At 71.6% G+C, this 23536-nt stretch carries 19 protein-coding genes; 9 read left to right on the top strand and 10 right to left on the bottom strand.

Annotated elements, in window-relative coordinates; all coding sequences use genetic code 11:
• Window positions 1–68 precede the first annotated feature (68 nt).
• The 3 genes from ACIBTX_RS15410 to ACIBTX_RS15400 form a co-directional block, all read right to left on the bottom strand.
• A complete protein-coding gene (locus ACIBTX_RS15410; RefSeq protein WP_357171472.1) occupies window positions 69–992 on the bottom strand; it encodes a hypothetical protein in 924 nt (307 codons plus the stop codon).
• A gap of 116 nt (window positions 993–1108) precedes the next feature.
• A complete protein-coding gene (locus ACIBTX_RS15405; protein ID WP_357120607.1) occupies window positions 1109–2317 on the bottom strand; it encodes an alcohol dehydrogenase catalytic domain-containing protein in 1209 nt (402 codons plus the stop codon).
• Window positions 2318–2408: 91 nt separating this feature from the next.
• A complete protein-coding gene (locus ACIBTX_RS15400) occupies window positions 2409–5309 on the bottom strand; it encodes a BTAD domain-containing putative transcriptional regulator (protein ID WP_396832614.1) in 2901 nt (966 codons plus the stop codon).
• A 248-nt stretch (window positions 5310–5557) separates the two neighbouring features.
• Here ACIBTX_RS15400 and ACIBTX_RS15395 point away from each other — a divergent pair, with 248 nt between their 5' ends.
• The 4 genes from ACIBTX_RS15395 (at window position 5558) to ACIBTX_RS15380 (ending at window position 8219) form a co-directional block, all read left to right on the top strand.
• Complete coding sequence (locus ACIBTX_RS15395; RefSeq protein ID WP_363661505.1) at window positions 5558–6514, top strand: sigma-70 family RNA polymerase sigma factor; 957 nt, start codon at window positions 5558–5560, stop codon at window positions 6512–6514.
• Between the two features lie 51 nt (window positions 6515–6565).
• Entirely contained in the window at window positions 6566–7318 is a 753-nt protein-coding gene (locus tag ACIBTX_RS15390; protein ID WP_396832613.1) for a GNAT family N-acetyltransferase, read from the top strand.
• Window positions 7319–7458: 140 nt separating this feature from the next.
• Window positions 7459–7914 carry a hypothetical protein gene (locus ACIBTX_RS15385; RefSeq protein WP_357120618.1) on the top strand — a complete coding sequence of 152 codons (456 nt, stop codon included), beginning with the start codon at window positions 7459–7461 and terminating at the stop codon, window positions 7912–7914.
• A gap of 2 nt (window positions 7915–7916) precedes the next feature.
• Window positions 7917–8219 (top strand): transcriptional regulator, encoded by a 303-nt coding sequence (locus ACIBTX_RS15380; protein ID WP_357120621.1) that lies wholly within the window; start codon window positions 7917–7919, stop codon window positions 8217–8219.
• 208 nt (window positions 8220–8427) lie between these two features.
• Here the strand turns inward: ACIBTX_RS15380 and ACIBTX_RS15375 are convergent, their stop codons facing one another.
• From ACIBTX_RS15375 to ACIBTX_RS15365, 3 genes are all read right to left on the bottom strand, one after another.
• Complete coding sequence (locus ACIBTX_RS15375; RefSeq protein WP_357171468.1) at window positions 8428–10023, bottom strand: Na+/H+ antiporter; 1596 nt, start codon at window positions 10021–10023, stop codon at window positions 8428–8430.
• An 88-nt stretch (window positions 10024–10111) separates the two neighbouring features.
• Window positions 10112–10723, bottom strand: a complete 612-nt coding sequence (locus ACIBTX_RS15370) for a YdeI/OmpD-associated family protein (protein WP_357120627.1) — start codon at window positions 10721–10723, stop codon at window positions 10112–10114.
• A 136-nt stretch (window positions 10724–10859) separates the two neighbouring features.
• A complete protein-coding gene (locus ACIBTX_RS15365) occupies window positions 10860–12113 on the bottom strand; it encodes a cellulose-binding domain-containing protein (RefSeq protein ID WP_396832612.1) in 1254 nt (417 codons plus the stop codon).
• A 384-nt stretch (window positions 12114–12497) separates the two neighbouring features.
• Here ACIBTX_RS15365 and ACIBTX_RS15360 point away from each other — a divergent pair, with 384 nt between their 5' ends.
• Window positions 12498–14480: a GTP-binding protein gene (locus tag ACIBTX_RS15360; RefSeq protein ID WP_396832611.1), complete on the top strand. Its 1983-nt coding sequence runs from the start codon at window positions 12498–12500 to the stop codon at window positions 14478–14480.
• Here the strand turns inward: ACIBTX_RS15360 and ACIBTX_RS15355 are convergent.
• The gene (locus tag ACIBTX_RS15355) at window positions 14443–14943 is read right to left on the bottom strand and encodes a YcxB family protein (RefSeq protein ID WP_396832610.1); all 501 of its coding nucleotides are present in this window, start codon (window positions 14941–14943) and stop codon (window positions 14443–14445) included. The two genes, ACIBTX_RS15360 and ACIBTX_RS15355, sit on opposite strands and share 38 nt — an antisense overlap.
• 93 nt (window positions 14944–15036) lie before the next feature.
• Here ACIBTX_RS15355 and ACIBTX_RS15350 point away from each other — a divergent pair, with 93 nt between their 5' ends.
• Window positions 15037–15597, top strand: a complete 561-nt coding sequence (locus tag ACIBTX_RS15350; protein ID WP_357120639.1) for a hypothetical protein — start codon at window positions 15037–15039, stop codon at window positions 15595–15597.
• Between the two features lie 22 nt (window positions 15598–15619).
• The gene (locus tag ACIBTX_RS15345; RefSeq protein ID WP_396832609.1) at window positions 15620–16840 is read left to right on the top strand and encodes an MFS transporter; all 1221 of its coding nucleotides are present in this window, start codon (window positions 15620–15622) and stop codon (window positions 16838–16840) included.
• Window positions 16841–16851: 11 nt separating this feature from the next.
• Here ACIBTX_RS15345 and ACIBTX_RS15340 read toward each other — a convergent pair whose 3' ends face one another.
• Window positions 16852–18090: a hypothetical protein gene (locus ACIBTX_RS15340; protein ID WP_396832608.1), complete on the bottom strand. Its 1239-nt coding sequence runs from the start codon at window positions 18088–18090 to the stop codon at window positions 16852–16854.
• A 272-nt stretch (window positions 18091–18362) separates the two neighbouring features.
• On the opposite strand from ACIBTX_RS15340, the gene ACIBTX_RS15335 reads away from it, so the two are divergent.
• Window positions 18363–19886 carry an RICIN domain-containing protein gene (locus ACIBTX_RS15335; RefSeq protein ID WP_357171462.1) on the top strand — a complete coding sequence of 508 codons (1524 nt, stop codon included), beginning with the start codon at window positions 18363–18365 and terminating at the stop codon, window positions 19884–19886.
• 71 nt (window positions 19887–19957) lie between these two features.
• Here the strand turns inward: ACIBTX_RS15335 and ACIBTX_RS15330 are convergent, their stop codons facing one another.
• Window positions 19958–21085, bottom strand: coding sequence for a glycosyl hydrolase 53 family protein (locus tag ACIBTX_RS15330; RefSeq protein ID WP_357120649.1), 1128 nt, complete (start codon window positions 21083–21085; stop codon window positions 19958–19960).
• A 24-nt stretch (window positions 21086–21109) separates the two neighbouring features.
• Entirely contained in the window at window positions 21110–22300 is a 1191-nt protein-coding gene (locus tag ACIBTX_RS15325; protein ID WP_396832607.1) for a cellulose binding domain-containing protein, read from the bottom strand.
• Window positions 22301–22524: 224 nt separating this feature from the next.
• On the opposite strand from ACIBTX_RS15325, the gene ACIBTX_RS15320 reads away from it, so the two are divergent.
• Window positions 22525–23352 carry an SAM-dependent methyltransferase gene (locus ACIBTX_RS15320; protein ID WP_357120655.1) on the top strand — a complete coding sequence of 276 codons (828 nt, stop codon included), beginning with the start codon at window positions 22525–22527 and terminating at the stop codon, window positions 23350–23352.
• Window positions 23353–23536: the final 184 nt, after the last annotated feature.

Genomic DNA, 23536 nt, shown 5'->3' with positions numbered 1-23536 from the left:
CAGCAGCGACAGACAGCAACGCGCCGGCCCGGCCAGTGGCCGGGCCGGCGCGAGCCGCACCGCCGGGATCAGCCCAGGCGCACCGAGACGACCGCGTTGTCGAAGTCGACGGTCGCCAGATCCGCGACGTCCCCGTTGATCACCTTCGAGCGGCCGGTGCAGTCCGGGCCCGCCCAGAGCTTGAGCGAGCCGGGCGCCGCCACCGAGGAGGAGACACCCGGGCGGCTCAGGTTCCGGCAGCCGGTGCCGGCGACCCCCTGCGAGCCAGCGCCGTCGCCGAAGTTGGTGTCGTCGAAGAAGACGGCGCTGGTGGCCGGCGGGGCCGGCGACTCCGCGCCGGGCTGCTCGCCACCGGACGCGCCGGCCTTGCCGCCGGTCGGGGTCACGCCGAACCAGGTCCCCCCGACACCCTGCCCCTTGGTCTCGCCGGGCTTGGTGTCCTTGGCGAAGCGGTAGGCCGGCCAGCCGCCGATGGTGACCTGCCGGCTGCCGTCCGAGCGCCGGACCGTACCGACGGCCTCCGCCTTGACCCCCGCGACGAAGATCTTGCCGCCCGGCGTCACCGTGACCGGCGGCCAGGTGGTGGCGCAGTCACCGTCGCAGTTCGACGTCGGCGGGTTGTTGCTGTCCTTGTCGAACCGGTACAGGGTCAGTCCCGCGCCGTTGACGACGACCGGGTCGAGTTTGCCCGCCCGGCCCACGGTCAGCTGGACCCAGCGCTGCGCCGACTCGCGGGCGGCCCCGGTCGCCACCCCGCCGTTGGGTACCGCCCAGTCACCGGTGCCCTGAGCCGCGTTGTTGGACTTCGCGGTGCCGGACGTGAGGGCGAGGTCGGCGACACCGGCCCCGCCCTGTGGTGATGCCGCCGGGCTGCCGCTCAGGTCGGCGGCCCGCGCTGGGCCGGGTGGCACCTGGCTCGGGCCGCACGCCGTGAGCGTCACCGCGCCGACGGCCAGCGCGGCGATGAGGGGTGTCACGTGGTTGCGCATCATCGGAAATCTCCAGCAGTCACCCGGCTCCCAGGAGGTCCGGAAACCGTTCGCCCCTCACACGGAACAGGTCCGGAATCGGTTCAGGGCGGGTGCTGCCGCAGTCGGCCCCGAGGAACTCAGGTGGTGCCGAGGGCCACCTTCAGCCAGCCGGGGCTGCGCAGGTCGAACTCCCGGTACGCCCCAACGGCGTCGGTCAGCGGTTCGTGCTCCGTCACGACATCCTCCGGACGGACCTGACCGGAGGCGACCATGGCCGCCAGCCTGGGGATGTACCGGGGATGGTTGCCGTTGCCGGCGCGGATGGTCAGGTTGCGTCCCATGGCCACACCGATGGGGAAGTACCGGTCGCCGGGCGGATAGACACCCACGATGCCCAGCGTGCCGACCTTGGCGAGGCTGTCGACCGCCCAGGTCTGCGCCTGGCTGGGCGCGTCACCCGGCTTCCAGTGCCCGTCCTGGCCCTGGCTGTCGAGGTTCGGGGAGATGGTGCGCTGTTCCTCGGCGTTGCGCTCGGCGTCCTTGCCCGCCGCAGGTCCCGACTTGGCGCTCTCACTGTCCACTCCGACGGCGTCGATGGCGCAGTCGGCGCCGATACCGTTCGTCAATTCCATGATGGCGTCGACCGGGTCCACCTCGTTGAAGTTGATCACCTCGGCGCCACGGCCACGGGCATGCTCCAGCCGGTCGGCGTGCCCGTCGATCGCGATCACCCGGGACGCGCCACGCTGGTACGCGGAGAGGATGGCGAACTGACCCACCGGACCGCAACCCCAGACCGTCACCACCTTGCCATCGTCGGCATCGGCGAGGACCGCTCCGAAGTAGCCGGTCGGGTAGATGTCGGACAGCGTAATGGCCTGCGACTCGGTGACGTTCTCGCCCAGGGAGATCAGGTTGGTGTGCGCGAAGGGCACGCGCGCGTACTCCGCCTGCAAGCCGTTGAACGGACCCTGCATATCGGGTGAGCCGGGCGAGGCCGTACCGGTCCGCGGTCCGAGCGGGTTCGCGTTGTCGCACTGCGCGAAGAGGCCCCGGCGGCAGTACCAGCAGGACCCGCAGCCCAGCACCGCCGAGATCACCACCCGGTCACCCGGTCGGAAGTTGTGGATCTGCGAGCCCACCTCCTCGACCACCCCGACGCCCTCGTGGCCGAGGATCTTGCCCGGCGACATCCCGGGCATGGTGCCGCGGACGAAGTGCAGGTCGGTGCCGCAGATCGCCGCTGTGGTGACCCGGACGATCGCGTCCGTGGGTTGTTCGATGCGGGGCTCGGGCACGTCGTCGACCCGAATGTCACCGATTCCGTGGAAAACGACGGCCTTCACGCGTACTCCCATCCGCGCTGGTCGCCGCAGTGGCGCCAGCCCTCGACAACGGGACCCGGCTTCCCCGGGCGGGCCACGACAAACCGCCCGCTCACGCCAGTTTCTGGGCCAGTCGGGTGACCGAGGCACGCATCCCCTCGGTGCCGCCGTCGGGAAACTCCCGCAGCAGCGTGCGCGCCTCTTCGAACGCCCGGCGGGAACCGGGCAGGTCACCGACGGCGATGAGCACGTCGGCCATCTGCCGCAGCGCGGCGAACTGCGACGGCCGGTTCCCCACGCGCCGCGCCGTGCTCGCCGCGAGTTCCAGCTCCGTCACCGCCTCCGCGACCCGGCCGGTCTCGACCAGGTTGTCCGCGACGGCGGCGCGAATCGCGCTCTCCTCGTGCGCACGCCCCGCCCGCTGGTTGAGGTCGAGCGCCTCCCGGAGCACCTGGATCGACTCAGCGACCTGCCCCTGGGCGGTCAACGACCGTCCCATCCGCAGCAGGCTGCAGATCTCGCCCTGCCGGTGGCCGAGCAGGCGGAACAACGCCAGCGCCTGCGTGCTGTGCGTGAGCGCGCGGTCGTGTCGGCCCAGCACGCTGAGCACCTGGTGGCAGTTGTTGTGCACCAACGCCTGTTCCAGACGCATGCCCCGGTCCTGGTAGGTCGGTGCGGCCTCGCCGAGCAGGCCGAGCGCCTCCTCGTGGGCTCCGAGAAAGTACCGGGCGCCCGCCAGGCTGCGCAGGACGTGCGCTTCCCCGACGACGTCGTGGCGTGCCCGCGCGGCACGTAGCGCGTTGCGCATGACGTCCTCCCAGTCCTGGAAGCGTCCGGCCCACTGCAGGTACTGCTGCATCGAGATGGCGAGCTGCCACGGCACGATGCCGTACCCGACGTCGGCGGCGAGGCGCACCACCTCCGTGAGCACCTCCCGCTGGCGGTCGAACCAGGCGATCGCTTCGTCGTGCGTGTCCGGCCGTTCGACGACGACACCGGGCAGCGGCGGCGCCGGCTCGATCGGCGAACGGTTCGGGTTCAACGCAAGCTGCGCCTGGTAGCTGCTGTGCAGATAATGCTGCAGCAGGCGGCTGAGCGCCGCCTGTCGTTCCGCCGCCGGCTCCTCGGCCTCCCACAGCTCCTCGGCGTACGCCTTGACCAGCACGTGCGACGTGAGTCTGCCGTCCTCGTGCTCGCTCACCAGCGCCGCGTCGATCAGCTCGGCGAGCAGGGCACGCGTGGTGTCCGGGCCGCGGTCGGCGAGGCTCACGCAGGCCTCGGCCGTGACACCGGGCAGCGGGGCGGCCGACAGCAGTCGGAACAGCCGGGCGGCCTCCGGACTGAGCTGCCGATAGGACCACGAGAAGGCCGTCCGGGGATCGACCAACCCGCGGCTGGCCGCGAACGCCTCGAGCCGGTGGGCGCTGTCGCGCAGCTCGGCGGCGATGGTGGCGAGCGACAGGCCCGGACGAGCGGCGATCCGGGCCGCCAGGATGGCCAGCGCCAGCGGAAGCCGACCACACAGCTCGATGACCTCGTCGGCCGTGCCGGCCCCCTCCCCGTCGTCGGTCGACCGGCCTGGCAGGCCGGCGAGACGACGTTCGAGCAGTCGACGGGCCGTCGGCAGGTCGGGCGGGTCGACCCGGAGCAGGTGCGCGCCGTCGAAGGCCGCGAGGCCGACGAGGGCCCGCCGGCTGGTGACGATCACGAGACTCCGTGCCGAGTTCGGCAGCAGCGGGCGCACCTGGGCGGCGTCGTGGGCGTTGTCCAGCAGGAAGAGCATCTGCTTACCGGCCGTCATGCTGCGGTACGTGCCGATCCGCGCGTCGAACGTGTCGGGCACGTCGGAGGCGGGCACGCCCACCATGTGCAGCAGCGAGCGTACGGCGTCGTCGGCCGACAGGCGCTCCCCCGCGCAGAGGTGCCCCCGCAGGTCGAGGTAGAGCTGCCCGTCGGCGAACTCGTCGGCCACCCGGTGGGCGAAGTGCGTGGCGAGCGTCGAGGTGCCCACTCCACCCATGCCGTCCATCGCGATCACCAGTGGACTGGTCCGCCCGGCGGTCCGCATCCCCGTGGTCAGGTCGCCCAGGATCAGCAGTTCGGATTCGCGGCCCACGAAGAAGGGCGGGTCCGGCGGGAGCTGCGCCGGGCGGACCAGCGGTGCCGGACGGGCCACCACGGGGTCCGCGTCCTCGGCGGGTGTCAGCGCCGTCTGGGTGAGGGCCTGCCGATGGGCGTCCTGTAGGTGGTAGCCGGGATCGATGCCCAACTCCTCGTCGAGGCGCGTCCGGATGACGCCGTACACGGCCAACGCCTCCGCCTGCTGCCCCGCCGCGGCGAGGGTCGTCACGAGGCTCGCGTGGACCGGTTCGTTGAGCTCACCCATCGTCGCCGCGAGCCGCAGCGGCGTCAGGACCCGGGCGGGCTGACGCAGCCGTACGGCCACCGCGGCGGCGGCGATCGCGGCGTCGAAGAACTCGCCGTCGATGCCCGCGCAGACCGCCGCGGCGGCGGCGCTGTCGAGAAGCCCGTCACCGGACGAACCGTGGCAGCGCCCCAGCGCGTCGAGATACTGCTCCAACGCCTGGTCCGGGCGGTCCTGCGCCAGGCTGGACTTGGCCGCCGAGACGTCGCGGCGGAACGCGACGAGGTCGAGCGTCTCCGGCTCGGCCACGAAGAGGTACCCGTTGCCGTGCCGCAACAGGTACGAGCCGACGGCCCGCGCGGGCAGGTCGGGTTCGAGCAGGCGGCGCAGCGCCGCGACGTACTTGTGGATCAGGTTCACGGCGCTGGCCGGCGAATCTGGACCCCAGACGAGATCCATCAGATCGCTGGTGGTGGTGGGACGCCCCTGCCGGGCCAGCAGGACCGCCAGGAGGCGGCGTTGCTGGCGCGGGCCCGCGTCGAGTTCGGCCGCACCGCGCCAGACCCGCAGCGGGCCCATGATCTGCAGGCGCGGTCCCCCCTGCGACGCCGGTTCCGCTGTCCGACCGGAGCCGACATCGTCCGTCACGTTGATCACGCTGCGTCCACCGAGTGGAGGTCTACTTGACGACGACTGGATCGGACAGTTCGCCGCAGGATCCGACAATCCCGGGCGCGGGGAAGCCGACACCGGGGTCGAAGGCGGCACGCACCGACCGGCTCGGCCCTGCGGAGGCGAGGTCCTGTCTCGTAACCCATGTTCAGCAGACGTCGCCGGCGAGACGAAAGTTCGATCCTCTTAATGGATTTTTCCCACCGGCGAGCTAGCGTTCCCGGATGCTTCTCCCGACCTCGACGCACGTGTCGGCCGACGACATGGTCGAGCAGGTCCGGAGCGCCCAGCAGGGCGATCCGGCCAGCTTCGCGCTGCTTCTCGACCGCCACTACGCCGGCATGCTCGCGGTGGCACACCGTCTGTTGGGCTCCCGGCCCGACGCCGAGGACGCCTGCCAGGATGCGGCGATCACGGCGTTCAGCCGCATCGGTGAGCTGCGCGACCCCGGCGCCGCGCGGTCCTGGCTACACGCCATCGTGCGCAACAACTGCCGGACGATGCTCCGCGCCCGCATCCCCGTTCCGGTCGGGGTGGCCGGCGAGAATCTGCTCGCCTCGGAGCTGGACGACCCGGTCGCCCGCATCGAGCGCAGCGCCATGCGGGACTGGGTCTGGCACGCGATCCAGCAGTTGTCGCCGGCCGCGCAGACGGTGGCGTTGCTGCGGTACTTCACCAACAACAACTCGTACGAGCAGATCGCCGACCTCTGCGGTACGCCGGTCGGCACTGTCCGTAGTCGCCTGAGCGAGGCACGCCGGCAGTTGGCCGAGGTCCTCCCCCGTGTGCACGACGAGCGGCACGGCGAGACCGTGGCGCTGCGCGCCGAACGACAGCAGGAGGCGGCGACCATCCTGTCGGCGGTACCGGACGGCGCCAGGCTGAACAAGGTGGCCGCCCGCTGGGCCGAGGACATGACCTTCTGGTGGCCGAGCGGCATCCGGACGACCGGTCGGGAACCGGTCTTCGCCGTCATGCGGCAGGACTACGAGTCCGGCGTCGCTGCCAGGATCACCGGAGTGCTCGCCGGGTCCGGCGTCACGATCTGGGAGAACGCCTTCATCAACCCGCCGGAGGATCCGCACCACTGCCCGCCCGGGGGGACCTGGTTGCTGAGGGAGAAAGAGGGCCTGGTGCGCGAAGTGCGCCTTCTGCACACCCCACGGCCGCCCCGGTTCTAGAGAATCCGCGGCGGAATCGAACTTTCCCCCGCCGAGCCATGTCCTGAGGGTATGACCACGTACTCCATCCACGACCTGGAACCACAGCTCGCCGCGAACCGCACGTACTGGTGCGGTTGGGCCGGCGCCCAGCCCGACACCGACCTGCCGACCTATCGCACCGACATCCCGCACCCGCTTCTCAACGGTGTCCTGCGCGTACGCGGGCGGCAGCTCGACGACGCGATCACGGAGGCGAGGAAGCACCTGACCGGCTCGGTCTGGGGCTGGTGGGTGGGTGCGGACAGCGACGAGGGCACCGCCGAGGGACTGCTCGCGCGCGGCGCGACCCAGATCTCCGACATGCCCGTCATGGCGGTGGACGTGACCACGCTGCCCGAGGTCGAGGGCCCCAGCGACCTGCGGATCCAGGTCGCCGCCACGCCGGCCGAGATGCGCGAGTACGTCGAGGCGTACGCCGGGGCGCTCGGCGTCCCCGGCGACCTCGGGCTCGTCGTCGACCGGGAACTGTCCTTCGCCTATCCGGACGTGATCCGCCTCGCCGGCATCGTGGACGGCCGCACCGTGGGCACGTGCACCCTGTCGCTCGGCACCGACGTCGGCGCTCTGTACTGCATCGCCACCCACCCCGACCACCGTCGCAAGGGCATCGCGACCGCCCTCACCCGCGAGGCGCTGCGCATCACCCGCGCGGCCGGACTGCGGATCGCCACCCTCCAGGCGAGCAGTGAGGGCGAGCCGGTGTACCGGCAGATCGGCTTCGACACCGTCACCCGCTACCGCCTCTACCAGCTCCCGGAGTGAGTCCGCGGCGCTGTCGGGCGGGTCGTACGCCGGTCGGCGCGGCAGCGTGCTGACCGGTTCGGCAACAACTTGCTCGTACGGAAAGTGAGTGTTAACTTTCCGTACGAGCAAGTACTTTCCCTAGCTCAAGGAGTTGCGCGATGAGCACCACCCCGACCCCAGAAGAGGCACGGCGAGCTCTCGAGGACGTCGACCGGCGCCGGGACCAGACGGCGGCGGCCGCCAGCCGGTCACGCTGGACCTGGCTCGCGGCCGGAATCCTCGTCGCGGCGTACGGGATCGTGGCCGACCGTTATCCGGACTTCGTGCGCACCTACGGCACCACCATCGTCATCCTGCTTCTGCTCGCCTCGATGGCGGCCAACACCCGATGGGGAGCGGCGCTGCTGCGGCGTCCGGTGCGTCCCCGGGCCACCCCCGACACGTCGAGCCTGCTGTGGTCGGCCCTGGTGCTGGCCCTCCTGATCGGTGGCGCGGCCTTCGCCACCGCCCTGGACGTCCCGCACCTCTGGGCGTGGTTCGGCCTGGTGGGTGGTGTCCTGCTGGCCGCCGCCGGGCCGTGGTGGCAGCGCCGCGTCCTCACCCGCCCGGCCTGACCGTGGCGGCCGACCCGAAGCTGGACCCGGTCCTGCTCGATCCCACCCGGCTGGCCATCCTGGCGCTGCTGGCGGGGACCGAGTGGGCCGAGTTCGCGTTCGTCCGCGACGCCATGGACCTGAGCGATTCCGCCCTTTCCAAGCGGATCTCGAACCTGAGCGACCGCGGTTACGTCGAGGTGCGCAAGGGCTACGTGGGCAAGCGACCCCGCACGTGGATCAACCTCTCCGTGGCCGGGCGGTCGGCCCTGAGCGGCCACATCGCCGCCCTGCGGGACATCGCCGCCCGCGTGGACGGGCCTTAGCGTCACGCCGTGCGACCGACGCCAACAACATCCTGATGTGCGTGATGCCGGTGAGTCATCTAGATGCCTCACAGGCATCACGCACATCAGCATTACCGCCGCCGCTCAGCGACGCGGCCCCGACCGTGTGATCGCGGCCTCGTTCCAGGCCACCGTCACCATCGCCGCGCTACTCCAACGTTTGTGAACCTTTGAAGACACGGCCTCGCTAGCGGTTGTCGTTGTCCCGGCGCTGGGTCATGTGGACCTGTTCGAGGTCGAGTCCGTCCTGGACCCGGCGAAGCACCTCGTCGTCAATCTCGCCCGCGTCGCGCATGCGCACGACGGTCTCGTGGCGGTGGTCGATGACCGCGAGGTGCAGGTCGGCGTACTGCTTCTCGTAGTCGGCCGCAGCCTCGTCCGGGCCGGCGGCGGCGTCACCGTCGCGCAGGACCCGCAGCCGGCGGTCGTACTCCGTGCGCAGCTGCTCGTGCACGTCGTCGCTCGTGCCCAGCTCGGCGGCCATCGTGGGCAGGGACTCCAACGCCCGGTCCATGGACGTGATCTCGGCCTGCCGGCGTTCCCGCTCGGCCTCGGAGTCGGCGCCCAGCCCGGCCCAGCGCGTCACCCGGGGCATCAGCGGCGCCTGCACCAGCAGGGTCACGGCGATCACGACAGCCGTGACGAAGACGATGAGGTCACGGTCCGGGAACTCCGCTCCGGAGGGAAGCGTGTGCGGTACGGCCAGCGCCGCCGCCATCGACACGGCGCCCCGGAACCCGGCCGCCGACATGAGCGCCCGCGGACGCCCGCTCAGTCGTCGTTCCCGCTGCTGCGGTCGCCGGTCGATCGCCCGGATCACGTACGGGCTGGTGAAGAGCCAGCCGAAGCGCACCGCGACGATGACCGCGCAGACCACGAGCGCGACGAGCATGCCGTGTGCCAGACCGGTGTGGTCCAGCCCGCGCACCGCCGACTGCGCCTCCAGCCCCACCAGGACGAACAGCGCGGCGTTCGCCAGCATGGTCACGAACTCCATGACGGTGTGGACCTGCCGGCGCGCGTTACCAGGGAACAGGCGTGGCGAGGCACGGCCCACCCACAGTCCGCTGACCACGGCCGCGAGGACACCGGACACCTCGGCCGCCTCCGCAATCAGGTAGGCGGTCAGGGGTGTCAGCAGCGCGAGCAGATTGTGCTGGAAGGGGTCGGTCAGCCGGCGACGGATCTGCAGGACGAGGAACGTCACGACCGCGCCGGACGCGATGCCACCGAGGTACGAGAAGGCGAACAACCCGGCGACCCGACCGACGCTCAGGTGCTCCTCGCCCAGGGTGATCCCGACCGCGAGCGTGTAGATCACCAGCGCCGTACCGTCGTTGACCAGGCTCTCCGCGCGCAACGTGGTCGCGATACGACGGGGCAGCATCCGGCCCAGGACGCCGACCGCCGTCGCGTCGGTCGGCGCGACGGCGGCGCCCAGCACCCATGCCGCTCCCCAGCCGAGCCCGAGCGCGTGCGCGGCGACCGCCACACCGGCCGCCGTCGCCACCACGAGCAGGGTGCTCAGCAGCACGATGACCCGCAGGTTCCGGCGCATCTCGCGCAGTGAGGAGGAGAACGCCTCCCAGTAGAGCAGCACCGGAAGGAACACCAACAGGACTGCCTCGGGCGGCAGGTGCACCCCGCGCAGCGCGGGGGCGAAGCCGAGGAGGACACCGGCGATCAGCAGCAGCACCGGCGGAGCGATCCGGAGCCGACGGGCCGCGCCCGTACCGACCAGGATCGCGACACCGACCGCTACGACCAGGGCGAGGCTGGACACGAGGTTTCCGCTGTCCTTCGTTCGGGGGTGACTCGGACCCGGCAAGGATGACCGGACCCAGTGGACGGCTACTTGACGCTCCCCCGGGTCACGACGACGGAGGGCTCGACGGCCTGGCCTTCTGCGGGTACGGGGTCTCGTGGCGGGCGAGCATGGCGACGAACTCGGCGATCTTCCGCTCGCGGGTCTCAACCCGCTTGACCGCGTTGACGCGGTGGATGAGAGAGAACCGGTTGGTCTTGGTGAGCACGTCGAACATGGCCTGGGCGGCGGGATCGGCGGCGATGGCGGCGAGCAGGTCGGCCGGCACCTCGGCTTCCGATGGCGGAGCGTACGCGGCCGCCCACCGCCCGTCGGACTTGGCGGCCTCCACCGCGGCCCGGCCGGCGGGCGTCATCCGCCCCTCGGCCTCCAGCCGCGCCACGTGCGCGACGTTGCGTTGTGACCAGATACTGCGCGGACGGCGGGGGGTGAACCGGATCCAGGAGGACTCCTCGTCCCGCTTGCGGGCCTGCCCGTCGATCCAGCCGTAACAGAGCGCCTCGTCGACCGCCTGCTGCCAGGTCAGCGTCGTGACCGTGCCGCCCTTCTTGGTCAGGGCCAGCCAGACGCCCGGCGACGTGGCGTGGTTGGCGGACAGCCACCCGCGCAGCGCCTCGGCGTCCACGACGATCAGCTCCTGGAGTTCGGCGCTCGCCATGACAGCAGGCTATCGTCGCGCCGGTCGGCCAGCCTCCACCAGGTGGGCCGTTCCGGCACCGACCAGCGGTGCGCGCGGGGACGGCCGGGGGTGCGGCACGTCGACCGTGCCACACCCCCGATCCCACCTCCGGTGGTCAGCAGCCGATCCGACTGGCTCCGACCGCGACGTCGTCGTACCAGAGGGTGTCGGACCCGTTGCCGTAGCTCTCCCAGCCCAGCTTCAGGTCGGTGAGCTGCGGTCGCCAGGTGCGGTTGTACCACTGCCCGTCGATGTCGTGCGTGGGTACGCCGTCCGCGGTCAGCCCCGCGACGGCGGCGCCGTCCAGCCAGGTGCGGAGCTGACCGGACGAGCCGTCCACCATGAACTCCAGGCAGGTCCACCGGTTGGTGGGCAGCGGCACGCTCTGTGCCACCCCGGCCGGGCTCTGCTCCGGCAGGGTCGCGTCGTCGGAGGCGCGGTTCCACTGCAGGGCGCCGTTCTGGCCGCCCATCCGCAGGTCCCGGTTACCGTCGGCGGCGTCGGTCATCGCCATCATCGTGGTGTGGTCGGTGGGCTGGGCGGTGGTGTGCCGGACCCAGATCCGGCCGTAGCGGACGCTGCCCACGCTGCCGAGGTTCTTCGTCGACCTGATGAAGACGTGGTTGCAGTACCCGGCCGCCCCGTTGATCCGCACGGCTCGGCTGCCGCTGTGCGTGGTGGTCGTGTCGATGGTGGCGGTTCCGGCGCCGGAACAGTCCGGGCTCACGACGGCCCAGTCGCCGGACGGTGTCGAACCGGTCTGGTTCTCGAAGCCGTCGCAGAGCACCGCTCCGGCACAGCCGACCGGCGGCGGCGTCGTCGGCGGGGGCGTGGTGGGCGGGGGCGTGGTCGGCGGCGGCGTCGTGGGAGGCGGCGTCGTCGGCGGGGGCGTCGTCGGCGGGGGCGTCGTGGGAGGCGGCGTCGTCGGCGGGGGCGTCGTCGGCGCGACGCCGTTGCACGGTACGCCGTTCAGGCTGAAGCCGGTCGGCGCTCCACCGCTGGTGCCGTACGTGCCCTGCACGCCGAACTCGGTGACGCCACCGGCCGGAATGCTTCCGTTGTACGACATGTTGCGGGCGGTCACCGTCGATCCGGACTGGCTGACCGTGGCGTTCCAGCCGCTCGTGACGCGCTCGTTCCCGGCGTACGTCCAGGTGACGGTCCAGGTGGAGACGGCGGTGTCGCCCGGGCTGACCTTGACGCTGGCGGTGAAACCGCCGGGCCACTGGTTGGGCGTGTAGTCGACCCGGCAGCCCTGGGCGGCCGCGGCCGGCGCGACGAGCAGGGCCGTGCCGGTCGCGGTCACGGCGGCGGCCAACGCGGCGACGACCGCGAGGGTCGGGGCGGGGCGGGCGCGGAGAATGGTCATGGGAAGTCCTTCTGCCATCAAGCGGGAGACCGGCGCGGCAGCGCGCGTCCGGGGCGGACACGGCGACACGCCGGGTACGGCGCGGCGATGCGCCACAGCGAGTGGTCGATGCGTACGACCGACGTGCCCGGCTCGAGGTGAAGCTGTCAGTCACCGCTTCGGGTTGTTACCCGGAACGCAGTGACGCCCGCTCCCAATGTATTGACAGACCACTATCTAATCAAGCGCGCGTAAATCGGTGGCCCGACGCCGGCGGCCGTGCCAGCCTGGCCGGAGAAGGACCGGGCCCGCACGGCCCGGCACCACCAGCAGACGGGAGCACGGCGATGCGAGGACTCGAAACCCCGCCCATCCGGACGCGAGCTTTCGAGGACCAGAGCGCCTGTGCAGACCATCAACCTTGGCATCGTCGCCCACGTCGACGCCGGTAAGACCAGCCTGACCGAACGCCTGCTCCACGCCACCGGGGTCATCGACCGGCTCGGCAGCGTCGACGCGGGCACCACCCAGACCGACACCGGAGCGATCGAGCGTCGGCGGGGCATCACCATCCGCAGCGCCGTCGCCTCGTTCACCGTGCGCGACCGCCAGGTCAACCTGCTCGACACCCCCGGGCACAGCGACTTCGTGGCCGAGGTCGAACGCGCGCTCGGGGTGCTCGACGCGGCCGTGCTGGTGCTGTCGGCCGTCGAGGGCGTCCAGCCGCACAGCCGCCGGATCATGCGCATCCTCCGGTCGCTCCGGCTGCCCACCCTGATCTTCGTCAACAAGATCGACCGGGTCGGCGCCCGCGTCGACGAGCTGGTCGCGGACACGCGCCGGCTCCTCGCGCCGACCGTCGTCCCGCTGGGCACGGTCCGCGCGCCCGGCACCCCCGACGCCACCTACCGGCCGCGCCATCGGGGGTACGACCACAGCCTCGCCGAGGTTCTCGCCGAACACGACGACGAACTACTGGCCGCCCTCGTCGACGACCGGCCGCCCGACGCCGACCGCGTCGACGAGGCCCTGCGGGCACAGGTCGCGGCGGGGCAGGCGTACCCGCTGCTGTTCGGCTCGGCGCTGTCCGGGGCCGGCGTACCGGAGCTGCTGGACGCCATCGCGGCAGTGCTTCCGCCCGCGCCCCCGGGCGAACCCGACCCGCGAGCGCGGGTGTTCGCCATTGAGCGCGAGCCCTCCGGCGAACGCGTGGCCTACCTGCGCTCGTACGGCGGGCAGTTCCGGGCGCGGGAGCGGGTCACCGCGTACCGCCGGGAGTCGGACGGCCGGACCACCACGACGCACGGGCGGATCACGCGGCTCGACGTGGTCGGCGCGGCCACCGACCAGGCCGCGCTGACCGCCGGCCACATCGCCCGGGTCGGCGGCCTGACCGGGGTACGCCTCGGCGACCAGCTCGGCAGCCCGGCCGGCCTCGACGGGCGGTCGTACTTCCCCGCGCCGACCCTGGAGGCGGTGGTGCGACCCCGCGACTCGTCCCAGACGCTGGCGCTGCACGCCGCGCTGCTGGACATCGCGGACACCGACCCGTTCCTGCGGACCCGGGTGGCCCCCGAGGGCGGCACGAGCGTGCTGCTCTACGGCGAGGTGCAGCGCGAGGTGCTGAGCGCCACGCTGGCCGAGACGTACGGGGTCCAGGCGGAGTTCGGGCCGGGACGGCTCATGCACGTGGAGCGGCCGACCGGCACGGGCACCGCCGTGGAGATTATCGGACACGGCTTCTTCGGGACGGTCGGGTTCCGGGTCGAGCCCGGCGTCGGCGTGGACTACCGGCGGAAGGTCGAGCTGGGCTCGCTGCCGCTGTCGTTCCACGCGGCCATCGAGGAGGCCGCCCGCGCCGCCCTCGACCAGGGCTGTCACGGTTGGCCGGTCACCGATATCCGGATCATCCTCACCCACAGCGGCTACTGGTCGCCGATCACGACCGCCGGGCACTTCCGGGACCTCGCCCCGTACGTCCTCATGCAGGCGCTCGCCGAGGCCGGCACCCGGGTCTTCGAGCCGTGCCGCCGCTTCGAGGTGGAGGTGCCGGCCGACCGGCTCGGCCCGGTCACGTCGTACCTGGGCCGGCTCGGCGCCCGGGTCGACGGCACCGACGACGTCGCCGCCGGCTGGCGGATCAGTGGCGTGCTGCCGGCACGGCTCGAACTCCAGGCGCAGCGGCGTCTGCCCGACCTGTCCAGCGGGGAGGGGCTGTGGTCGTCGACGCCCGGCGGCGACCGACCGGTGTCCGGCGAGCCGCCGCGCCGGGCCCGCACCGACGGCAACCCGTTCGACCGGGCGGAGTACCTGCGCTTCCTCGCCCAGCCGAAGAACCGACCCGTAGCCGTCAGGGACGCGGGCCCAGGAGGCCCCGGTCGGCCATGAAGGCGCGCAACGTCTCGGCGTCCTCGGCGGACATCAGCCACCGGGGGATCACGGTCGCCGGCATCCGGCCGACGAACACGATCCAGAAGTCCGGGTTGTCCCCCACCCGCGCGACCCCGTCCCAGGCGATACCGCCGGACTCCGAGCCGCTGCGCATCATGATGTTGTCGTCGGTGATCTCGTACGCGCCCTCGACGGCGTAGTCACCCGAGCGGCGGCGGGCCCGCGAGCGTACCCAGGGCAGGTAGAGCATCGACAGCACGCCCGCGAGCACCAACGTCAGCCACAGCGGGGACGCGCGCTCACCCCAGCCCAGCCCGCGCGAGAACACCAGGCCGACCGCCCCGACCGCCACCAGCACCGCGCCGATGTAGCTGAACCGACGCAGTCGGACACCGGCGAGGGTGGCTGCCACCCGAGCGGGGTAGGCGGGGTCGGCGGGTACGTCGAAGCGGATGCGCACCCCAGAACGATAGTGCCTGCATCGGCCCGGGTCGCGGCGGACGTGGGGTCGCGGACGTTTCGGCCGCAGTGGCTTTCGGGTAGCGGATGGCGCATGAACCGCGATCTCCTGAAGGCCGTCCAGGTGGCCTGGGGGCTGCCGGAGTTCCGCGACGGGCTGCGACACCTCATCGACCTCGACGAGGTGTCCGTGCTGCTGGGCACGCTGGCCGTGCCGGATCACGACGGTGCGGTCGACCGCAGCCTGGTGGACCTGCTGCGCTCCGGCCTGGAGACGGTCGAGATCCGGGAGGCGGTGTTGCTGCTGCTGGAACGGGACGAGGTGCGCCGGCCGCTCGTGGCGGCGGCGGTGGAACCGCTCGCCGACCGACCGGGCCTCGCCGCCGCCATCGCCTCGGCCGCCGAGGATCCCGGGGTACGGCGTGCGGTCCGGGCGGCGCTGGACAGCGCCAACGTGCGTGAGCTGATCTGGCAGGCGATGGAGAACCAGCTCAGCGACCACCGGTTCGGCATGATCCGCCGGGCGGCGGCGCTGTTCGTCCGGCACCCGAGCGTGCGGCGGCTGGCGTGGGCCGCGCGCCGGCACGGCGTGCTACGCGAACTACGGCGCGGACCGCTGATCGACCAGGGGCCCTCGGCCGGCAAGGGGCTTTGACACACGCCCTTAGCGTGGTGGAGTGGCCGCGCCTCGCCCGGCACCGCCCCCGCACCTGAGCCGCCCGCTGACGTTCCTGCTCGCGCTGGCGGCCGGCGCGGCCGTCGCCAACCTGTACTGGGCGCAGCCGCTGCTCGGCGTCATCGCCGACGACCTGGACGCGCCGACGTCCACGGCCGGCTGGCTCGTCACCGCGACGCAGATCGGGTACGCCGTCGGCGTCCTGCTGCTCGTACCGCTCGGCGACGTCCTGGACCGCCGCCGCTTCGTCCCGCTGATGTTCCTGGCCTCCGCCGCCGCGCTACTGCTGTGCGCGCTGGCGCCGTCGATCGGCGTGCTCCTGGTCGCGCTCGGCGTGCTGGGCGTCACGACGATCTCCGGGCAGATCCTCACGCCGCTCGCCGGGGACCTGGCCGGCGACGCCGACCGTGGTCGGATCGTCGGTGTCGTCGGCTCGGGGACCCTCACGGGCATCCTGGCCTCCCGCACGATCAGCGGACTCGTCGCCGGCGCTGCCGGTTGGCGTGCGACCTACACCCTCGCCGCGGTCGTCGCCGCCCTGCTCGCGGTCCTGCTCCACCGCGCGATGCCGCCGCTGCCACCGCGAGCACGCATCCCGTACCCACGGCTGCTGTTCTCGGTCGCGGCGATGGTCCGGCGGGAGCGGGCGGTCCGGTGGACGCTGGTCCTGGCCGCCGCCGGCTTCGCCGCCTTCTCGCTCTTCTGGACGGCGCTGACGTTCCTGCTCAGCGGTCCACCGTTCCACTATCCGCCGGCGGTGATCGGGATGTTCGGGCTGGTCGGACTCGCCGGTGTCCTCTCCGGCCTGCGCGGTGGTCGTCTGTACGACCGCGGCTGGTCACTTCCGGCCACCGGGGCGGCCTGGGCCCTGGCCCTGGGGGCGTTCGTCGTCGCGGCGTTCGGCGGCCGGTCCCTCGTGCTTCTCATCACCGTGGCCGTCGTGGTCGACGTCGCCTTCCAGACGCAGGCCCTGCTCAACCGTGCACGGTTGTTCGCCCTCGCGCACGAGGCGCGCAGCCGGCTCAACACGGCTCTGGCGACCGCCAACTTCATCGGCGCCGCCGCCGGTTCCGCCGCCGCGAGCACGCTCTGGTCGGCGGGCGGCTGGTCAGCGGTCGCGATCGCGGGAGCGGGCCTGGGCTGTCTGGCGCTCGCCGTGTGGGCGCTGGGACGCCGTGGCCCGCTCGTCGTCGATTGTGCCGAACCAGGTCCCGTCACCTGAGGACGAGCGGGTCAGCGCGCCTGCGTCTGGTCGACGATCGGGAACGCCCGCCGTACGGCCGCCAGGAACTCGTCCCGGCGGGAAGCGTAGGTGCCGACCGCCGCCCACAGCGCCTCCAGGGCGGCCTGCAACGGATCCGACTCGCCGGCGGCCACGAGGGCCGGCAGGGCCATCGCGACCGGGTCCACCGGGCCGTCGAGCGCCGCGCGCAGCAGGTCGGTCGGCGCGGCATCCCCGCGGCGCAGCGAGGCGACGGCGATCGTGACGGTCGCCCTGCCCTGGATGCGTGTCCTGAGCGCCGTCGTGTCGGTGAAATCGGCGGGCAGCGGTCCACCCCGTTCCAGCGCCGTCCACGCGGGCCTCATCCAGTCGAGATCCGCGATGCCCGCGAGGGCGCACGCCTGCCGCGCCGCCCAGACCGCGATCTCGCGTTGGGTGACGGCGTCGGCATCGGCCAGCCCGTCGACCAGGTCCCGGTCCAGCAACAGCATGCCGTGGATGTTGCCGCGTACCTGTCGGAGTCGCTCGCTCGGCAGACGCCCGCCCCAGCGCCGCAACTCCTCGCGCCGCCGATACTCCTCGTTGCGGCGATCCTCCTCCGCCCGCCTGCGCACCTCGGCCTCAACCCGTTCCCACAGCGTGAGCGGAGCCGGCAACCCGTGCGCCCAACCGTGCCAGTACGCCGCGTTGCCGCTGCCCTGGCGCAGCACCGCGTCGGCACGGACAGCGCCGTCACCCGGGTCGCCGGCCGCGCTGGCCTCCGGCCAGAAGCAGAGCAGGTAGCGGTCCGGTCGTCGGTCAAGGTAGGTGTGGTCGTCCTCGTCGATCTCGTCGGGGTCGAGCCCGCCGAACGGATCGCTCCCCTCGTCCATGCCCGCCGCGCAGTACCGCACGCGGTAGGCCGGCAGCCGGCCACCGTCACTCTCCTGCGAGGTCAGCGGCAGGTGGGCCAGCGCCCCATCGCCCCACGGGACCAGGTCGACCACCGGGGCCCTCGGCTGGAGCGACACCTCCACCACGTCCTCCCACTCGGCGGCTGCGGTCGGCGGCTCGGCGTCGTGCAGCTCGATCCGGAACCGGACCCGTCCGGAGTGGGTGCCGGTCATCAGGAACAGCGCGCCCGGGTGTCCGGCCCCGCATAGTCCGTTGACCTGCCCGGCGAACGCCCGGTCCATGTCGGGCAGCTCGCGACTCGTCACGTAGATCTGCCCATAGTCGACCGGCGCCGGGCCGTCGAAGAGAACGCGCATCGAGCGATCCTGTCATCGACCGATCGCCCTCCGCTGCCCCGCGACGAGGCGGCCGACCACCTCGTCAGTGAGAAACGTCGATGCCTTGACACTCCACATGCGATCGCTAACACTTGGCTGCAACACGCGCTTAACACACGGAACACACGCTGTCCGCGTCAGGGTGAGGGGCCGGGTCCACCCGCGCGGCACGCCAATCACGCCGCGATTCGACCGATCATGTCCGCGGTTCGTGTTAGCGCTAACACATTCACCACCGCCTCGGAGGCATCATGGTCACACCACCCGCTGACCGCGCACCTGATTCGACGCACGATCCTCGCCTGTTACGGCGGACGCTTGTCGCCCTGGTGGCCGTGCTGACGGCGATGGTCGGCGGCATCGCGGTCCGGCCCGGGCCGGCCGCTGCCGCCACCAGTCAGTTCCGGGGCATGAACTGGGCCGTGCTGGGCGACAACTTCAGCACCGGCCCTCTCGTCGTACAGGGCCTGAGCATGTCCGACAGCAACGCCACCGTGCGCGCCAAGGCCAACGCCCTCTACGACGACATGGCGTCCACGCTGGGTGTCAACACCGTCCGGCTGCCCATCAACACCCACACCGTCGGAACGGCCTGGTGGGAGGCGTATCGCGGTGCCATCGACGCCGCCACCGCCCGTGGGTTCAAGGTGATCCTCGCCTACTGGGAGGACGGCGCCGCCTCCGGCGGCAGGATCACGAACCTCGCCGCGTGGAACGCGATGTGGTCCACGGTGACCAACACGTACGGCTCGAACACCAACGTCTACTTCGAGCCGATGAACGAGCCGCACGGCTACAGCTCGGCGGAGTGGCGCACCGTCGCGGCCAACTGGCTCACCTACCACTACTCGGCCCCGCCCGGCCGGGTGCTCATCGGCGGCACCGGCTTCAGCCAGGACCTGCGTGACATCTGTAACGACAGCCGCTTCAACGCCACGCTGCTCTCCTTCCACTACTACGCCTTCTTCTACGGCGCGATGACGTACGACGCCTTCCGCGGCCACATCCAGACGCGCCTCGGCAACTGCGCCTCCCGGGCGGTCGCCACCGAGTTCGGCGCGCCCATGAACGACGGCCGCAACTACGCCGACCCGAACAGCACCGACAACTTCGTGCGGTACATCCGCGCGATGGCCCAGGTCATGCGGGACAACCAGATGGGCGGCACCTACTGGCCCGCCCTGGGCGGTAAACCGGGCACCATCGGCTACGACTGGTACTCGATGTACGCGCTCAGCGGCGGCGGCACCGACCTCAACCTCACCGTTCGCAACACCTCCGGCGCGGACCGGATCCGCTACGGCTGGGGCGATACCATCGGCGGCGGCGACCCCACGACGCCTCCCCCGACAACGGGGACCTTCTACCGGGTCGACGTGCGGCACAGCGGCAAGGCCATGGACGTCCAGTCACCGAACATGAACAACGGCGCCCGCGTCGGCCAGTACACGTACGGCGGCAACGCCTGGCAGCAGTGGCAGTTCCAGGACGCCGGCAGCGGCTACTGGCGCATCATCAGCCGCAACAGCGGGAAGTGCCTCGACGTGACGAGCGCCTCGACCGCCGACGGCGCCGAGCTGATCCAGTACACCTGCGGCAGCGGCACCAACCAGCAGTTCCAGATGGTCACCAACGGCAGCTACTTCCAACTTCGCGCCCGGCACAGCGGCAAGTGCGTGGACGTGCCCGCCGCGTCGACCGCGGACGGGGTGGTCCTCAAGCAGTACACCTGCAACAGCGGAGCCAACCAGCAGTGGTCGCGGACGGCCGTCTGACGACCGGCACGCCAGCGCCCCCGCTCATCGTCGTAACGGTGCGCGGGGGCGCGTCGTCCGTCCCGCGAAGATCAGGGCGTCCAGCGTACGTTCGGGTTCACCCGCCCGGACCAGTCGAAGACGGCCATGTTGTCCCACTGGTTTCCGGTGCCGTTGATGTTCGCCGGGTCCCAGCCGTTGCCGTTGACGGCGTACCAGGTCGGCTCCCAGTAGAAGACACCGATGGCCCCGGCGTTGCGGGCGGTGTTCTGCACCCAGTCGAACTCCTGAGCCTGACCCGACCAGGTCGCGCTGATGCCGTCGCACGTCGCGTCGCCGATGGCGTTCGGCTCGCTGTCCGCGTTGTTCCGCGTGAAGGGGTACGCGGTCTCCGCGATCACCACCGGCCTGCCGTAGCGACCGCGCAGGTCGACGATGTTGTTGTAGAGGTTCGCCAGGCTGCCGTGCCACATGCAGTAGTAGGACAGGGCCGTGATGTCCCACTGCACGCCCTGGGCGCGGATGCCGTCGTAGAACCAGCGGGCGTTGGCGTTGCTGTCGGCGTTGGCGGTGTGGATCATCACCGGGATGCCGCCCCCGCACGCCTTGGTCGCGTTGTAGCCCTGCTTCAGCAGGCCGGCCAGCGGGCGGAAGTCGTTGTTGACGACCTTGCCCTCGTCCCACAGCATTCCGACGTTGATCTCGTTGCCGATCTGCACGCTGTCCGGCAGGGTGCCCTGCCCCCGCAGGCCGGCGCAGACGTCGTAGGTGAAGTTGTACACGTCGGCGCCCAGTTGGCTCAGGGTGTGGCCGGCCCACGCGACCGGCTTGTACTGCTTGCCAGGGTCGGCCCAGGTGTCCGAGTAGTGGAAGTCGATGAGCACCTTGAGGCCTTTCGCCTTCGCCGCCCTGGCCTGGGCCAACACCCTGCTCTTGTTGTTGTAGCCGCTGGTTGGGTTGTTCCAGACGCGCAGTCGGACGTAGTTCACGCCGACGGACCTCAGGATGTCCAGTGGGTCACGGGCGACGCCGCCGGCGTCGTAGTACCGCGCGCCCAGGTCGAGGCTGCGCTGCAACGAGGAGACGTCGGCGCCCCGCATGGTGAGCGTGTTCGCGGCGGAGGCGGGCGCGGTCAGGCCGCCGAGCGTGGTGGAGACGACGAGGACGCCGGCCAGGACAGCCCCGGCCAGGAACCTACGGCGACGGTGCGGTGTGCTCACGGGACTCCTCGGGAGGGGGCGGGCTCAACCCACCGCGCACTGGGCGCCGTTCAGCGTGAAGCCGAGCGGCGGCGCGTCGCTGGCGCTCCACCGCCCCTGGATGCCGAAGGTCGTCGAGCCGTTCGGCGCCAGGACACGGTTCCAGTCGACGTTACGGGCGGTCACGGTGGAGCCGGTCTGGCTGACCGTGGCGTTCCACGCCGAAGTCACCTGCTGGTCTCCGCTGAAGGTGAAGGTGACGATCCAACCGTCGACCGGTGCCGCCTGGGTGTTCTGGACCGTCACCGTCGCCACGAAGCCGGTCGGCCACTCCGACTGGTTCCGGTAGGTCACGCGGCACGTCGAGGGCGGCGGGGGCGACGGCGTGGACGTCGTGGGCAGGGTGACCGTGTTGGACGCGATCGACACGTTGCCCACCGCGTCCCGGGCCCGTACGTAGTACAGGTTCTGCAGCGGCGTGGACGCGGGCAGCGACGTCGTGTACGTCGTTCCCGGCACGGTGGCGATCAGCGTCGAGCTGAACCAGCCGTCGAAGCGGTAGACGTTGTACCCGAGCACGCCGACGTTGTCGGTCGACGGCGACCAGGACAGGGTGCCGTTCGAGGCGGTCACCTCGGTGACCGTCAGGTTCTGCGGTGCGCTCGGCGGGGTGGTGTCCCCGCCGGTCTCCGTCACCGGCGTGACCACGGTCAGCGCGTCCGTGGACGTCGACCGGTGCCCGAGGGTGTCCCGGGCGGCCACCCGGAACGAGTACTGCTTGCCCGGCCCGATGTACGAGGTGATCGTGGTGCTGGTGACGGCCCCGACGCTGGCGCTGTAGATGACGTCGTCGAACGCCTGGTAGTACGTGATGTCGTACCCGACGATGGCGCAGCAGCCCGGCCTGGCTGCCGCCCAGGTGAGGGTGACCGATCCGGTGCGTACCTCGCTGGCGGTCAGGTTGGTGGGCGGGCTCGGCGGGAAGGGTGAGGTGCCCGGCGTGCCGGGCGGCGTGGTGGGCGGCGGTGGCGCGGTCCCGGTCGGTTCGGCGGCGGGCATCGCGCCGCCGTGCGGCGCCGGGGCGACCCCGGGGTACGCGGCGGGGGCGGCGGTGCCGGCGTCGGCCGCCGGCGCGATGCCTGCCACGGTCACGACCACCGCCGTCGAGAGCATGGCGGCGACCAGCAGACCCGGACCGAGACGGCGGAACAGCGAGGACGACGAGACGCCTGTCATACGTCGACGATGCAGCCGCCATATCGATGATCGCCAACGTATCTCATTACTCGGTCGCCTCTCTTTCGGCGTGTCACCCGGTGCGTGCCCTGGTGGGGAGACGATTCACTGGGAGCGATACCAGCCGGGGCGGAATTCCGCCCGCCCGATCGCTACACTCGCCCCAACGCCGGCACCGTCCACAGTCCTCAGCCTGCGCTGATTCGAATCGAATGGAGACGCCTGTGACCCGCGACAAGGCGGCACCCCCGGGCATCGACCCCCGCATTCCCAGCGTGGCCCGGGTCTACGACTTCTTCCTGGGCGGCAAGGACAACTTCGAGGCGGACCGACAGGTCGCCGAGCACGCCCTGCGGATCACCCCGGACGGGCCGGCAGCCGGCCAGGCGAACCGGGCCTTCCTGCGTCGGGTGATCCGCTTCCTGGTCTCCGAGGCGGGCATCGACCAGTTCCTCGACATCGGATCGGGGCTGCCCACCCAGGGCAACGTGCACGAGGTCGCCACCGAGCAGAACCCGAAGGCTCAGGTGGTCTACGTCGACAACGACCCAATCGTCCTGACGCACGGCCGGGCACTGCTCGCCGCGGACGGCACCGCGACGGTGATCCAGGCGGACATCCGGACACCGCAGGAGATCCTGCGCCACCCGGACGTGCAGCGGTTCCTCGACTTCGATCGGCCGGTCGGGCTGCTCCTCTTCGCGATCCTGCACCACCTGGGCGACGACGAGGATCCGCGCGCGGTGGCGGCGGAGCTGATCGACGCGCTGCCCTCGGGCAGCTACGTGGCGATCTCACACTTCCGCGACCCCGGCGAGCGGGACCCGGAGGGCTCCCGCAAGGCGCGCGAGGTCGAGCGGGTCTTCAACGAGTCGCTGGGCACCGGCCGCTGGCGTACGGACGAGGAGATCCTCTCGTTCGTCGACGGGCTGGAGGTGCTGGAGCCGGGGCTGGTGCCGCTGGCCGAGTGGCGGCCGGCGCCGGGCGCGTCCGCGCCACAGCAGACCGACACCTATCACACCTTCGTCGGGCTGCTCGCCCGCAAACCATAGGCTTCACCCCCGATGCGGTCCGTCGGCGAGAGCACTGAGCCCGAGCTACAACGGCGGCGATAGCGGGGCACCTGGGGGTATGACCCTCCTGCGCCCAACTTCCGTACCGCCATGTCTCAGCGCCCGAGATCGTGCCACGGTTCCAGAGTCGTTCTAGCGGGACCACCGAGATCAAGCGCCAGGG

The organism is Micromonospora sp. NPDC049359, from assembly GCF_044466585.1.
Classification (GTDB): Bacteria; Actinomycetota; Actinomycetes; order Mycobacteriales; family Micromonosporaceae; genus Micromonospora.
Note: the sequence above shows the minus strand (reverse complement) of the source record. Positions and strands in the feature narration are given on the sequence as shown.